Annotated in this window: 14 protein-coding genes; 12 read left to right on the top strand and 2 right to left on the bottom strand. The window is 47.5% G+C overall.

What is annotated here, in order from left to right; genetic code table 11:
• The first annotated feature begins 5 nt into the window (after positions 1–5).
• Together AC1DFM_RS21460 and pafA are read left to right on the top strand one after the other, a co-directional pair.
• Positions 6–2,147 (top strand): hypothetical protein, encoded by a 2,142-nt coding sequence (locus AC1DFM_RS21460; protein ID WP_477078808.1) that lies wholly within the window; start codon positions 6–8, stop codon positions 2,145–2,147.
• Positions 2,148–2,158: 11 nt separating this feature from the next.
• Positions 2,159–3,799 carry an alkaline phosphatase PafA gene (gene pafA, locus AC1DFM_RS21455; RefSeq protein WP_477078807.1) on the top strand — a complete coding sequence of 547 codons (1,641 nt, stop codon included), beginning with the start codon at positions 2,159–2,161 and terminating at the stop codon, positions 3,797–3,799.
• Between the two features lie 49 nt (positions 3,800–3,848).
• On the opposite strand, the gene AC1DFM_RS21450 is transcribed toward pafA, so the two are convergent.
• Positions 3,849–4,430: an NAD(P)H-dependent oxidoreductase gene (locus tag AC1DFM_RS21450; RefSeq protein WP_477078806.1), complete on the bottom strand. Its 582-nt coding sequence runs from the start codon at positions 4,428–4,430 to the stop codon at positions 3,849–3,851.
• Positions 4,431–4,506: 76 nt separating this feature from the next.
• Positions 4,507–5,076 carry a Crp/Fnr family transcriptional regulator gene (locus AC1DFM_RS21445; protein WP_477078805.1) on the bottom strand — a complete coding sequence of 190 codons (570 nt, stop codon included), beginning with the start codon at positions 5,074–5,076 and terminating at the stop codon, positions 4,507–4,509.
• A 78-nt stretch (positions 5,077–5,154) separates the two neighbouring features.
• Here AC1DFM_RS21445 and AC1DFM_RS21440 point away from each other — a divergent pair, with 78 nt between their 5' ends.
• The 10 genes from AC1DFM_RS21440 (at position 5,155) to AC1DFM_RS21395 (ending at position 13,909) form a co-directional block, all read left to right on the top strand.
• A complete protein-coding gene (locus AC1DFM_RS21440) occupies positions 5,155–5,901 on the top strand; it encodes a TlpA family protein disulfide reductase (protein WP_477078804.1) in 747 nt (248 codons plus the stop codon).
• Positions 5,902–6,476: 575 nt separating this feature from the next.
• Positions 6,477–7,049: a Pvc16 family protein gene (locus AC1DFM_RS21435; protein WP_477078803.1), complete on the top strand. Its 573-nt coding sequence runs from the start codon at positions 6,477–6,479 to the stop codon at positions 7,047–7,049.
• Between the two features lie 3 nt (positions 7,050–7,052).
• Positions 7,053–8,087, top strand: a complete 1,035-nt coding sequence (locus AC1DFM_RS21430; RefSeq protein WP_477078802.1) for a hypothetical protein — start codon at positions 7,053–7,055, stop codon at positions 8,085–8,087.
• Positions 8,088–8,098: 11 nt separating this feature from the next.
• Positions 8,099–9,919, top strand: coding sequence for a phage tail sheath family protein (locus tag AC1DFM_RS21425; protein WP_477078801.1), 1,821 nt, complete (start codon positions 8,099–8,101; stop codon positions 9,917–9,919).
• 37 nt (positions 9,920–9,956) lie between these two features.
• Positions 9,957–10,439, top strand: coding sequence for a phage tail protein (locus AC1DFM_RS21420; protein WP_477078800.1), 483 nt, complete (start codon positions 9,957–9,959; stop codon positions 10,437–10,439).
• 5 nt (positions 10,440–10,444) lie between these two features.
• Entirely contained in the window at positions 10,445–10,909 is a 465-nt protein-coding gene (locus tag AC1DFM_RS21415) for a phage tail protein (RefSeq protein ID WP_477078799.1), read from the top strand.
• A gap of 12 nt (positions 10,910–10,921) precedes the next feature.
• Complete coding sequence (locus AC1DFM_RS21410) at positions 10,922–11,101, top strand: DUF5908 family protein (protein WP_477078798.1); 180 nt, start codon at positions 10,922–10,924, stop codon at positions 11,099–11,101.
• Between the two features lies 1 nt (position 11,102).
• Positions 11,103–11,894, top strand: a complete 792-nt coding sequence (locus AC1DFM_RS21405; RefSeq protein ID WP_477078797.1) for a CIS tube protein — start codon at positions 11,103–11,105, stop codon at positions 11,892–11,894.
• On the top strand, positions 11,891–13,588 hold the full coding sequence (vgrG, locus tag AC1DFM_RS21400; protein WP_477078796.1) for a type VI secretion system tip protein VgrG: 1,698 nt from the start codon (positions 11,891–11,893) through the stop codon (positions 13,586–13,588). The genes AC1DFM_RS21405 and vgrG overlap by 4 nt, the downstream gene beginning before the upstream one ends.
• Before the next feature lie 6 nt (positions 13,589–13,594).
• Positions 13,595–13,909 carry a PAAR domain-containing protein gene (locus AC1DFM_RS21395; RefSeq protein ID WP_477078795.1) on the top strand — a complete coding sequence of 105 codons (315 nt, stop codon included), beginning with the start codon at positions 13,595–13,597 and terminating at the stop codon, positions 13,907–13,909.
• Positions 13,910–13,920 lie beyond the last annotated feature (11 nt).

Genomic DNA, 13,920 nt, shown 5'->3' with positions numbered 1-13,920 from the left:
CTGGAATGAAGAAACTAACAATCCTCGCAGCAGGCCTGCTGCTGTGGTGTACTTCCCATGCCACATCTGACCAGCCTTTCACGCAGGCGGTGTCCGTGAAATACCACGTTCCGGCAGGACTCCAACTGCTCAAAGTAATCACTGATTACAACGATAATGTACACGTACTGACCTCGCAAGGGTTCTACCGCCTCAGTGGCAACGACCTCGTAAAAGATGTCCGGTTTCGACCGCTGGCACAAAAGATACCCGTAGATGTCACTACCCAGGAAACCAGTGGCCACCTGTATTACCTGTATGCAGATAAATGTCTGACGAACGGCTACGCCGGTATACCTTATATCAATTTACCCCTGAATAAATTTAACCACGTAGCGGTAGATGCCACCGGCCGCATGCTGCTGAGCGGCAACAACGCGCTCGCAATAGCTGTCAATGGCAAGCTACAGGAACTGCCCGCACTTCCCGAAGGTGTGCAAAGCCTGGCCGCCAATGCAGGTTCCTTCTTCCTCCTCACCAGCAAAGCGGTGTATCGTTTGGAAGGGGAGCAGTTCAAAGCGATACATGCCGTCAAAGACGCCACTGCCATGACTTTCAACGGCAACGACGTTATACTCGGTACGCACAACGGCTACTACGCTATCAACAGCCGCAGCGGTGATACCAGTTTATCTCTGCAAGTACGTGTACCCGTTCCCGATATCAATACACTAATGGTGGTGAATGGTCATATCTGGGCAGGTACACCACAAGGCGCGTTCACTAAAACCAGTGCAGGCGATTACCGCTACTTCGCCTCCCGCCGCTGGCTGGATCAGGACGCAGTAAAATCCTTCGCGGCCGACAGTAACGGGGACGTATATATTTTAACCGCTACCGGCCTGAATAAAATCGCCTTCACCCAACAAACACTGGCACAGAAAGCGGCGTACTTTGAACGTAAAATCCGGGAACGTCATATCCGCTATGGCTTTATCTCTAACGTGCAGCTCCTTACGCCCGGCGATGTAGCCACGGCGGAAATGGCGGATACCGATAATGATGGTCTGTGGAGCAGTTTCTATCTCGGCAGCCAGGCCTTCCGTTATGCTACCACACATGAAGCGGTAGCTAAACGCTACGCCTGGGAAGCTTTTGAAGCCTTTGAAAGAATCCTGTCTATCAACCAGCTCACCGGATTTCCTTCCCGTACCTTCGAAAGAAAAGGCTATAAAAATTCTGATCCGGAAAGATGGCGCAACTCCCCGGATGCTGAATGGGAATGGAAAGGACATACCAGCAGCGATGAATATGTCGCCTATATCTGGATTGCGGCGGTATTGCATGAGATGGTCGCGGAAACTCCGGAAGAAAAGCAACGGGTGGCCGCTTTTATCGATAAGATCATGACGCATATTATCGACCACAAATACACCCTGGTGGATATCGATAATAAACCTACGCTCTGGGCCCGCTGGGGACCGGAATACATCAACTGGTATCCGGAAACCATTGGCGATCGCCGCCTGGGCAGCACTACTATTGTTGCAGGTTTGCAACTGGCCTATGCCCTCACCGGCAAGGAACGTTATAAAACCGAAGGGTATAAGTTGTTGAATAAATATGGTTATCTGAAAAATATCCAGATCGATTATCATAAAGTAAAATCTACTCCCGGTTACCTGCACATGGGCATTGATATGGGTACCGGCGGCTGGAATCACTCCGACGATGAAATGGCCTTTCTCACCTACTGGGTATTAAATAACTATGCCTTTACCGATGAACTGAAACAACAGTACAAAGGAGCTATCCGCAACCATTGGGAAATGGAACGTCCGGAGAAAAACGGACTCTGGAACCTGATCACCCGCGCTACTGCCGGCGATTACGATGCAGAAGCGACCACCTGGTGGCTGCAAACATTCCCTATGGATCAGATCACCTGGACTATCAAAAATTCTCACCGGAAAGATATTACGCTGTTACCTGCTAACTTCCGTAATCAAACCACGGAAGTATTGTTGCCGCTGGATGAATTGCCAACACACCGTCATAACGCCAACGCCTTTACGTTGGATGGCGGCCACGATGGCGATTCAGAACTGGCAGGAGATGAATATTTATTGCCCTACTGGATGGCCCGCTACCTGAAAGTAATTGAATAAAATTCCACGTTATGAAAAATAGCTCACAACTTTTAGCTGCCGGCATATACTTGCTGGCAGCCACTTCGGCAATGGCGCAGCAATCCGCTGCGCMGAAACCGGCAGCATCGAAACCGAAAATTGTCGTCGGTATGATGGTCGATCAGATGCGATGGGATTTTCTCTACCGGTATAGTAACCGATATGGTAACGGAGGCTTCAAACGCTTGTTACGGGACGGTTTCCGCTGTGAACAAACGTATATCAACTATGCGCCTACGGTAACAGCATGTGGGCATACCTCCGTGTATACCGGCACTACGCCTGCGGTACATGGTATTGTAGACAACGACTGGTACAACCGCGAGTTGCAACGCTCCGTTTACTGCACAGACGACAGTAGCGTCACAACAGTTGGTGCGGAAGGCAAAGCCGGGAAAATGTCGCCCCGCAATTTGCTGGTATCTACGGTCACCGACGAACTACGTGTAGCCACCAACTTTAGAAGCAAAGTAGTAGGAGTGGCGCTGAAAGACAGAGCTTCTATACTACCCGCCGGACATGCCGCCAACGCTGCATTCTGGTATGATGGCAAGTCGGGTAACTTTATCAGCAGCAGCTATTATATGCCCGATCTGCCTGAATGGGCAAAGCGTTTCAATGCGCAATCACTGCCCGTACAATACCTGGCTAAAGGATGGGAAACATTATATCCCATTGCTACCTATATACAAAGTGATGCGGACAACAAAAGCTACGAACGGGCCTTCGGTCACGAAAAGGCGCCGGTGTTTCCGCATACTTTCGCCGGCCGTGAAAAAGGTGCCGTACGTTCTACGCCTTACGGCAACACCCTGACCTTTGCATTTGCAAAAGCAGCCATAGAAGGCTATCACATGGGAGAAGGGCCCGAAACGGATTTTCTGGCGGTCAGCTTTTCTTCTCCGGATGCGGTGGGGCACCAGTTTGGTCCAAATTCCATCGAGGTGGAAGACGTGTATTTGCGATTGGATAAAGAGCTGGAAGGCTTTTTCAATTATCTCGACAAAAAATTCGGTAAAGGTAATTATCTCTATTTTATTACCGCCGATCATGGGGTATCTGCCTCTCCGGGTTTCCTGCAGGAAAATAAATTACCTACCGGTATGGTGGATGTAGAAGAAGTCATCAAGACCATCAATATCGCCATCAAAGAGCAGTTTGGTGTAGCAGAGGCGATACAGGCTACTGCAGCCTATCAGCTGTATCTCAATCGCCCGGCATTTGCGGCACGTAATATTCCGCTGGCAACAGTCCGTGAAATGGTGATTGAAAAACTGAAAGCGATACCCGGTATTGCAGATGCCATCAGTTTGCCGGATCTTGGTACAACAGCATTGCCGGAACCGGAAAAAAACATGCTGGTCAATGGTTACAACAAACAGCGTGGCGGAGATGTGATCATCATATTACAAAATGGCTGGAAAGATGGTAACATGACAGGGGCCACACATGGCCTGTGGTATCCGTATGATGCACATATTCCGCTGGTATGGATGGGATGGGGCATAAAGCCTGGCAGCACCTATCGTACCGTAGGGATGACAGATATTGCGCCTACGGTGTCTGCATTGCTGAATATCCAGGTGCCCGGTGGTACTATTGGCCAGGTGGTATGGGAAGTGATGAAATAAAAGAATATTAACTCCGGAAACTTTCGCCATCAGGTTTCCGGAGTAGTTGTTATTTCCCTTTCAACGCTATTCGCTCCACTTTACGTAGCCCTTTTTCGAGCGCTTGCGGGGAACGCAGCTTTATTTTATCCAGTATCGTTACTTTCACCGGCGATAAACCACAAAATGAAAGTGTGGCAGTTTTCATCGCACGAATGCCTGCCCTGCGGTACATCAGGTAATCGTACCAGGCGGGAGAGTCCATGGTAGCGATGATGCGCCCGGATTTATGTTTAAGTAGTTTATCCCAAAAGAGTGATTTCTCACTGTGGTACTTGAACGTTTTGCCGGGGAGGAATACCCGGTCTATGAAGCCTTTGAGGAGCGCCGGCATAGTTCCCCACCAGACGGGGAATATCCATACCAAATGATCCGCAGCTTGTATTTTAGCCCAGGCATCGTGCAGGTCAGGCTCCCATTCGGTTCGCTGATGGTATCCATGACGCAGACTCAGTTCAAAATTCAAATCATATAAATGTATCAGTTCCACCTGATGCCCCGCCAACCTCGCTGTTTGCTGATAAGTATTGGCTAAGGAGCTGCAATAACTTCCCGGATGGGGATTCCCCTGTATTATCAATATTTTCTTCATGCTGTATGTCTGTTACGCTGCGAAATTGCAGGATACAGACACCACATTTTTTGATATAAATCAAAAAATGTCATCACTAATACCGGGCCCGCAAACGGCTGAGTGTTTCGGCAGTAATGCCCAGATAGGAGGCTACATGACCAAGTGGCGCACGTTGTAATAACTCAGGTTGCGTGTTGAGCAAAGTTTGATATCGCTGTTCGGAAGACTGGAACCGGATCGCTTTCAGCTCTTTTTCCTGGTCAAGATAAAATTGCGTGATCATCATTCTACCTAATCTTTCCAGGTCATGATGGGCATTGTACAATGCTTCCAGGGCCGCAAATTCCATGAAAAAAAGCTCACTTTCTTCCAGCGTTTCTATACTGTAAGCGGCGGGTTCATAGGACAACAAGCTGCTCATTGCACATACCATACATCCAGGTGTGCCAAAGGAGGCAGTGATTTCTTTGTCGTTATGTGTGTAGTAACTCCGCACCAGGCCTGTATGTACAATGAAAATATGTTGTGCCGGCCGGTGCTGCTGCTGTATGATGGTTTTCTTAGGATAATGCTCCAGATACAGGCACTGCTTTAATGCGGCTTGTGCAGCGGATGATAATGGTGTGATAGTATTGAAGTGTTGAAGAAGTGTTTGAACCGGCATATTCGATGAATAAACGGCGAAGGTAGGGTATTGTAAGAAGGAAGGATTGTCGTATTTTCCATTAAACTAAAATGCATAATGACCACGTTATATTTCCGCCAGCTGTTAATAATCGTGCTCTGTACGCTCCCTGCCTGCAAATCCCCTGTACATGGCCCGAAAGCAGGTGATCCTGTTGTTCCGCCGGAAAAGATCCTGGCAGATGGCTTTATGGGGTATAAACAGGATTTGCTGAACCTCGCCGCTAAATTCACTCCTTTGGATACTGCGGCACATCCTATCTCCCGGGAGGCATTCCTGCAGGCATTTGCCAGCGGTGATTATCTGCCGCTGAAAGTAAGGCCGGGTAAAGACAGTAACACTTATCGCCTGTATTACCTGCCGGATTCCACGAATAAAAGTGTAAGAAACACCATCCGGTATTACGGAGAACTTTATTGGCAGCATTATAAGAGAGAAGGAGAAACAATACCTGATTTTAATTTTACAGATGTCAATGGTGTTGTCTATAATAAAGCCACTTTAAAAGATAAAACGATTGACCTCAAATTCTGGTTCATACATTGCCAGGCCTGTGTAGAAGAAATGCCGGAGCTAAACAGGCTGGTAGAGGAATATCGTGAGCATAAGGACGTACTTTTTGTAAGCATGGCATTTGACACCAAAGAGCAACTACAAAAATTCCTGAAAACAACACGCTTCCTGTATGCTACTATTCCTGTACCAGAGAAATTTATTTCGGAAGAAATGAAAATCAGCATCTATCCCACACATATGATCATCCGCAACGGTGTTATTCAAAAAATACCCGACTCCTATAACTAGCTGGTTACCGCCTTACATGAAACGGTATCAGTAAAATAAACCCCCGTTTAAAGTGCGCACTGCTGGGAAACCAGTGAGGGTTTTCCCGCAATTTAACCCTTGCGTACTTTTGCGTTTTTGCTTTTTTAAAATTTTTTTCGGGAGATAATAACCGCTATGATAGCGCATTTTACATCGGTTTATGTAAAAAGGAATCCTGACTTCCAACGTTTGCAATAAGAAAAGTTTATTTAATGGATTTTGTATTTTAATTTATTTTGTCTAGTTTCATGTCTGGAAATAATCGATGCCCCAAAACCCCAATGTATCGACGATTTAGAACTGTAATTGTAACTCCCAAAAAAAATCACAAATGGTCTGGTTGATAGTATGAGCTTCGAAAGAAGTCATTTTTCACAGCTGAAATGTTTGCCGCTTTGCCGCGTTGCAGCTACTATTCACTGTGTTTATCGGTTGTGAACTGTATAGGTTGACTATATAGTATCGCATGTCTTCATGATGCCCTTTGCATGGTGTGTCTCACTATTTGACATACCTGCTAATGGAAATTTGTTGCCCTAAAATCAACATATATTATGATTGATCTATTGCTTGCAGAGATGGTAGCAACGCTGAATCTCTATTTTAGTCTGCGATCAAAAGGTGGCCCCGGCGATTTGTTTGAGTGCACAATCGGAGACGTATCTATCCACGATAAAAGCGCCGAGGGTGGCGGAGAAGAGCTGTTTCACGATAAAGTAATGCTGACACTGGCGTCAGTAGAGGAAGAKAATGCATTGAGAAATAATTATCCGATTCGTGAAGTAGGAACCAGCTTCGTCAAAGAAAAGAGCGCAGTATATATTAATGCCTATCTCCTGTTCGCTGCAAAATATGATTCTTACGTGACCAGTATGCAGGCCATCAGCCAGGTGATCAGCTGCTTCCAATCGAACCGTCGAATCAGCATCACCGTCAATGGTGAAGAGCAGGATGCGATTATCAACCTGCATAATCTTGGTTTCGAAAATCTCAATAACCTCTGGACTGTAATGGGAGGCAGATACCTGCCCTCTGTGATCTATAAGGCACGTGTATTAATGTTCCAGCAGGCACCACCTGTAAGCGGCTCACTGATTACAGATATCCATGGCGATGAAACTGTTTAACTGATGTTACATTTTAAATATACCCCACTGGTTTCCCTCGAGATAAAACATGCATTCTATAGCAATGCACATGCAGCTGATGCCCTGTTTATCCCGACACCATCTGCATTAGCCGTATTAGACGCCTACGGGTTAAAGTTCCGGCAATCAGATGGCAACCTGAAAATATATTTGAAGCGGGACGAGGCCGGAGATCCTTTCGTACAGCTGGATACAGTCATTGATCTGTACTTCGGCATGCAGATAAAAACAGATCTCCTCAATATTACACAGGCATTCGGTAAAGGTCGTTACTGGTTTTCTAACCTGAAGGAAGATGGCACCTACCAACAACAACTGGTGTTATCTGCTGCCAACGACTTACCAGATATGGCCGGTCAGCAAACCATGCTGAACTTTCCGGCAGGTACAGTTGATAGCGTAACGCTGAAACGCCCTGCAGCCAACCCCTCCGGATGGGTAACCGTAAGCACCAACGCCGTGGAGAAAAGTAGCGGTGCAGTGAAAATTGTAGTAACAGATCCCGGTCTTTATCTGCTGGAAAAAAATCTGACAGGCGGCGGAACCGCTACCGCAAAAATGGTGTTGAGCGATGAACTCATGCAACAAAGTAATAACTGGGCAGTACTGCATCTGCAGCTAAAACCAGGAGATGATAACCTGGTATTTAGCCTGACCCTGGGTGCCCGCTCTTCCAAATGGCAATATTACCTCGTGGAACCGGTGGATCGCGGCGGCGCCCAGTTGGACCCCACCAAACTTACCATCGCTTATAGTGTGTCAAACAGTTCCCGTTATCCGCTGAATGTAGCCATTCAAAAACGTCCGCCATCTCCGGTAGAAAAAACATACATCGATGGCCTCAAAGCGGATGGAAAAATAAAAGAAGTATATCTCTTCGAATCGCTCATTCCTATTGTATTGGCAGATGGAGAACAGCCCGTGGTGAAACTCAATAAAGACGCCGGTGTAGAAGTAGGCCCTATTGCTATTCCGGATAGAAGCATGAAAAATACAACTATCATTTATAAACTCTAAAAGCAAATAACATGGCAGCTTTGCTAGATTTAAGAATGCCTGGCGTCTACACCCAGGAAATTTCTACGCTTCCCCCAACGGTGGGCGTGGTCCCCAGCGCCGTACCGGTTTTCATTGGCAATACCCAAAAAGCCGATAGGAAAGGGGTAGACCTGAGCGGGAAACCAACCCGGATCAAGTCGATGAAAGAATACGAAGATTTGTTTGGCACCGCGCCGCTACAAAAACTCAAAGTAACCATCGATGAAAGCACTGGTACTCCCGATGTACGGGTGGCAGATCCAACCGACTTCAAATACAAAATGTATCATTCCCTGCTCTTCTATTTTGCGAATGGTGGAGGCCCTTGCTACATCCTCTCTGTAGGCAAATTTGATACAGATCCCAATGCCAATGCGATTAAAACAGCGATCGGCAGTTTAACAAAAGTACAGGATGTGACCATCCTCGTATTTCCTGATGGTACCTCACTCACCGAAGATCAATATCAGTCAGGTGTGATTCCCACTGCCCTGGAACACTGCAGTAAAATGAAAGACCGGGTAACCATCATCGATTTGCATGATGTAAATGGTGATAGTACAACAGCTATTGAAAATGGTTTCCAGACTAAGATGCCTGCTGATATTGAGCTGAAAAAGTATGGGATGACCTACTATCCCTACATTAAAACCATCTTTAGCTATAATTATGCAGAATCAGATGTAGTGGTCACTTCACATATACAATCCATACCCGGAGATGCAAATACGGTAGCCGATCTGAAGGCGAAAGCCAAAGCTTATCTGGATGCCAACGCTGCATTACCGGCAGCTCAGGCGAAAGTAGATGGACTCACTGCGGAGAAAAAAGCGGTTGACTACCTGAAAACAGCTCTGGATGCATGGGTACAAGCTACTCCCGGTGCCAAAGACGATGCAATGCTGGCACAATTACTGAAAATATCCGCCGATTCCGGCGTGGCAATACCCGCAGATGTAGCCCTTGAATTAGATAAGGCAAATCCTGCTCCCCAAACCATATTAGCGAAAGCACAAACAGATACAAATGGTGCATTGGGACTGGCCAATACCGCCCTTACTGATGCAAAGAATCTGATCGCTTCCACACTGGATACATTAAAAACGGCAGTTAAAAACCTTGGCGATAAGGTAAGTATTCCGCTCACGAATTTCACCATGGATATCATCAAAGACGTTAATAACCTCGTCTATGGTAAAATCAAAGATGCTATTTCAAATTTAGCGGTTACACTGCCCCCCTGTGGCGCTATTGCGGGCATCTATGTACGTACCGATGCCACCGCCGGCGTATGGCAGGCGCCTGCGAATGTGAGCGTTTTAGGAGGGATACAGCCGGCACTGGATATTGATGACGACTTCCATGCTAACCTGAACGCACCTACTAACGGAAAAGCCATTAATGCGATCCGTACTTATCCGGGCCGAGGCCTGTTGGTATACGGCGCAAGAACATTGGCCGGCAACGACCTCGAATGGAGATACGTGAATGTGCGCCGCACCTTCTGCTTTATAGAAGATTCTATTGCACTTGCCATGCAGGATTTTGTATTCGCCCCTAACAACGAACAAACCTGGATCAAGGTACGCGCCATGATCAAGAGCTTCCTCAACAGACTCTGGAAAGCTGGTGGCCTCTATGGTAATACCCCCGATGATGCCTACGCAGTGATTTGCAGCGCACCGGAATCCATGAGCGATGACGATGTACTCAACGGCATCATGCGCATCTTCATTAAAGTGGCAGTAGCAAGACCAGCAGAATTCATCGTATTACAGTACGAACATAAGTTCGAGCTGGCGGAATCCTAACAGTACATTTTTAAAAGCATTTAAACTTTTATAGCAAATGGCAAAGAGTTATCCTTTCCCCAAATTCTATTTCAAGGTATCACGCCCGGAACAGGAATTTAATAGTGCTGACCAGATCGGCTTCACCGAAGTGAGCGGACTGGACTACCAGATAGACCTGATAGAATATCGCACGGGTAATGACCCCAATTTCTCGAAAATTAAATTACCGGGACTACGCAAGTTCGCGAACGTTACCTTGAAAAAAGGCCTGATCCAGGGCTTCAAAGACGCTAACTCGGATTTCTACAGCTGGATCGGCGACGGCGGCAAAGCAGGGTCCGTGCGCAAAAGAGTAGACTATCGCAAAAACTTAGTGATTACCCTCAACGATGAAGAAGGTAATCCGGTGGTAGCCTGGACGCTGACCAACGCCTTTCCTGTAAAGGTAGCCTTCACCGATATGAAAGCAGATGCCAATGAGGTGGCGGTAGAAACACTGGAACTGGCCATTGAAGATTTGTCAGTAGAATATAAATAAATCGTATGCCGGTAATTGGAAATAGTTATCCGCCCGTAGGTTTTTACTTCAAAGTAGTGATTGATGGTATGCCCGACAGCGACTCGGAATTCCAGGAACTGTCGGGACTTTCCATGAGCATGGAAACGCAATCCGTCAAGGAAGCGGGCGAAAATCGCTTTACCCACCAGCTGCCACTGCCAGCCCGTGCAGAACCACTGGTGCTGAAACGGGGACTGAAAGTAAGTTCTCCCTTGGTAGAGTGGTGTCGTAAAGCGATAGAAGACTTTAGCTTCTCGCCAAAAGATCTGCATGTATTCCTGCTCGACGTAGAAGGCGGTACGCAAGGAAGCCCTAAGCCACTCATGGCCTGGCACCTGGTAAATGCCTTTCCTACCAAATGGGAAATCACCGGGTTTAATGCAGAGAATAGCGACATCGCCGTGGAAACAATACAGATCAACTATAATTATTTCACTAAATCTTCTTAAATCTTTTTCATCATGCCCATTATTATCAGGGAACTGGTGGTGAAAGCCAACGTAACGGCTACCAATCAAAGTGCGGCCACCAACACGGGGGCACTCCCGCAGACAGGCATCTCTGAAGATGTGAAAACCCGCATCATCGAAGAAGCCGTGCAACAGGTGATGGAGATTTTAGAACGACAAAAAGATCGCTGACATGGACGGTTCAATTAGCAAACTACGCATCGTTTCCCTGCCCGGACCAGATACTTCTGGTAAAGGCGGACTGGGTGGCTTGAGCAGCCTCGATGCCACCACCGTTGCGGCTACGCTCACCACTAAAATATTTGAAGTACAGATCAATCCCGAGTCAATCAGCAGAAGCTTTAGTATCAAGTACAATGAACCTGATACGAAAGGTACCCCGGGCACAGAACTGCAATTCGATAAAGTGAATCCGGAAGAGCTGGAACTCCGGTTCATTTTGGATGGCACCGGTGTGGTAGCACAAAGTACCATGCCTTCTGCAGACCTCATCGGCAGCGTAATGAATCAACTGCCGGCAGATGCGCAAGGTGCCTATGTGCCGGTCAGGGTAGCACAGCTGCAAGCCGCCGTATACGATTTCAAAGATGAAAGCCATCGTACGCCTTTCCTGTTGGTGCAATATGGCAAGCTCGTATTCATGGGACTACTCCTGAATATGGACATCAACTACAACCTTTTTAGTCCCGATGGCATTCCCCTCCGTGCAGAAATAACACTGAAAATAAAAGCATATACACCGTTTAAAGATAGCATGGCGTTGCTGTCGCTGTTATCGCCGGATCTGAGCCGGCACCATATGGTGCTAGCAGGCGAAAACATCCTGCGCATCTGCGACGATGTGTATGACGACGAAAAATATTACCTGGAAGTAGCCAAAGCGAATCAGCTCACCAATTTCAGAAGCCTGCAACCCGGCACCCAGCTGATTCTTCCTCCCATCGATAAAACCACGAAAAAATGATCCTGCCACAAACAGCGGAAACGCAAAACAGGGAAACACACAACGTAGCCGTTACCGTTAGGGCCGACGGCAAAGAAGTGACCATGTCCCCTGGTGGCCTGATATCCCTGTCCATCGGGCTTGAATTAAACCGCATCCCCTGGGCCCGGCTCATATTTGCCGATGGCTCCGTGGAAAAACAGGAATTCACCAAGAGTAACCAGGACCTTTTTTCTCCCGGGAAAACAGTGGAAATACTGTTGGGCTATGAACAAAAAGATGAAACTATTTTCAAAGGAATTATTATCCGGCATGCCGTGAAAGTACAGCAGGACCGCTATTTCCGGATGGAGATAGAATGCCGCGATGCTGCCGTGAAAACAACCGTCGCCCGCAAAAGCCGCTACTTTTACAATGTATCTGATAAAGACCTCGTGCAGGATATCCTGAACAACTACCCCGATGTAACAGCCGGCAATATGGACACCCCAGGCTATACCCATAAAGAACTGGTGCAATACAATGTAACCGACTGGGACTTCATGTTATTGCGCGCAGATGCCAATGGGCTCTGTCTCCTGCTGGACGAAGGGACCCTCCAGATGAAGAAACCCGCCATAAAATCTACTCCGGATCTGCAGGTACAGTTTGGCATCGGCAGCCAGGGAATTCCCATCCTGGAGTTTGAATCAGAACTGGATGCACGGGATCATTATCCTGCCGTAAAAGGTAGCACCTGGGATTATACAAAGCAGGAAGTAATGGAAGAAGATGCCGGCAGCGACAGCAGTGGCGCAGGTGGATTACTCTCGTCCGCTACCAGCGCGCTGGGTGGCGGTGGTGCACAACGCGATTTCCCGGATGTACTGTATAAAGATAACACGGTACAATTGTATCACGGCGGTGATATGGACACCCAGGAACTCAGCGCCTGGGCCAATGCCAAACAACAACGGGGCACCTTGTCGCATGTGAAAGGACGCGCCGCCATCAATGGTATAAAAGTGCAACCCGGCGACACCCTGCAAGTAAACGGAGTAGGAGACCGGTTTAACGGTACGCATCTCATTACAGGCATATTACACCAGGTGATCAACGGCACCTGGAAAACAGATATACAATTTGGATGGAATAAAAATTTTGCAGCAGACAACATGACACCAGCCCCACCGGAAGCGGCGGGATTGGTAAGCAGTATCCGTGGCCTCCATGCAGGCATTGTATCCAAAATTGAAGGCGACAGCCGCAGCGGCGATTATCGCATTCAGGTACGCATCCCTTTCATCGCACAAAATCCCAATAGCACCAATGCAGACGGTATCTGGGCCAGGATGGTCAATATCTACGCCGGCGACAAACGGGGATTTATTTTCCGGCCGGAAATAGGAGATGAGGTCATCGTAGGATTTATCAATAATGACCCCAATGATGCCGTGGTATTAGGCGCTGTGAATAGCGATAAAAATGTAGCCCCGCAGGAATTGCCGGCGAGCGATCAAAACGCACTCAAAGGCTTTATCGCAAAGGGCGGCATGCAATTCATTTTTGATGACGACAATAAGAAAATTCTGCTCAGCGCAGGAGATAGCAATAGTCCCAAAATAGAGATCGATGGCAGCGGACAGAAGATCAGCATCACACTGGATGCCAGTACCTCCATCGAGCTATCTGCGCAGGGCATAAAAATAAATGGAACACGAATCGATTTAAACTGATGCATCATGCCAGGAAAACCAGCAGCACGAAACACAGATGTGCATTTGTGCCCCAAACTATTATCGGTGTCGCCATTTACACCGATACATGGCCCCGGACAGGTAATCGCCACCGGATCAGCCAGGGTATTTGTTAATCAGCTGGCCGCCGCCGTGCAAAATGATATGTGCATGTGCGTGGAACCAGGCAATATGATCAAAAGTGGTTCTTCTACGGTGTTCTTCGGCGGCCAGTCCGCTGCACGGCAAATGGATGAAACCACCCATCAACCGGGAGGCATGATTCAAACAGGATCTCCCAATGTATTCATCGGAGGATAAAAAAATATGAC

The sequence above is a fragment of the Chitinophaga sp. 05T412 genome, assembly GCF_056396465.1.
The sequence above is the reverse complement of the archived record's forward strand: the minus strand, read 5'-3'. Positions and strand labels throughout refer to the sequence as shown.

Excerpts from the sequence above, each read along its gene's own strand:
- AC1DFM_RS21460 (WP_477078808.1), top strand. The coding sequence starts at position 6 with ATGAAGAAACTAACAATCCTCGCAGCAGGCCTGCTGCTGTGGTGTACT.
- AC1DFM_RS21450 (WP_477078806.1), bottom strand. The coding sequence starts at position 4,430 with ATGAAGAAAATATTGATAATACAGGGGAATCCCCATCCGGGAAGTTAT.
- AC1DFM_RS21445 (WP_477078805.1), bottom strand. The coding sequence starts at position 5,076 with ATGCCGGTTCAAACACTTCTTCAACACTTCAATACTATCACACCATTA.
- AC1DFM_RS21440 (WP_477078804.1), top strand. The coding sequence starts at position 5,155 with ATGACCACGTTATATTTCCGCCAGCTGTTAATAATCGTGCTCTGTACG.
- AC1DFM_RS21430 (WP_477078802.1), top strand. The coding sequence starts at position 7,053 with ATGTTACATTTTAAATATACCCCACTGGTTTCCCTCGAGATAAAACAT.
- AC1DFM_RS21425 (WP_477078801.1), top strand. The coding sequence starts at position 8,099 with ATGGCAGCTTTGCTAGATTTAAGAATGCCTGGCGTCTACACCCAGGAA.
- AC1DFM_RS21420 (WP_477078800.1), top strand. The coding sequence starts at position 9,957 with ATGGCAAAGAGTTATCCTTTCCCCAAATTCTATTTCAAGGTATCACGC.
- AC1DFM_RS21415 (WP_477078799.1), top strand. The coding sequence starts at position 10,445 with ATGCCGGTAATTGGAAATAGTTATCCGCCCGTAGGTTTTTACTTCAAA.
- AC1DFM_RS21410 (WP_477078798.1), top strand. The coding sequence starts at position 10,922 with ATGCCCATTATTATCAGGGAACTGGTGGTGAAAGCCAACGTAACGGCT.
- AC1DFM_RS21405 (WP_477078797.1), top strand. The coding sequence starts at position 11,103 with ATGGACGGTTCAATTAGCAAACTACGCATCGTTTCCCTGCCCGGACCA.
- vgrG (WP_477078796.1), top strand. The coding sequence starts at position 11,891 with ATGATCCTGCCACAAACAGCGGAAACGCAAAACAGGGAAACACACAAC.
- AC1DFM_RS21395 (WP_477078795.1), top strand. The coding sequence starts at position 13,595 with ATGCCAGGAAAACCAGCAGCACGAAACACAGATGTGCATTTGTGCCCC.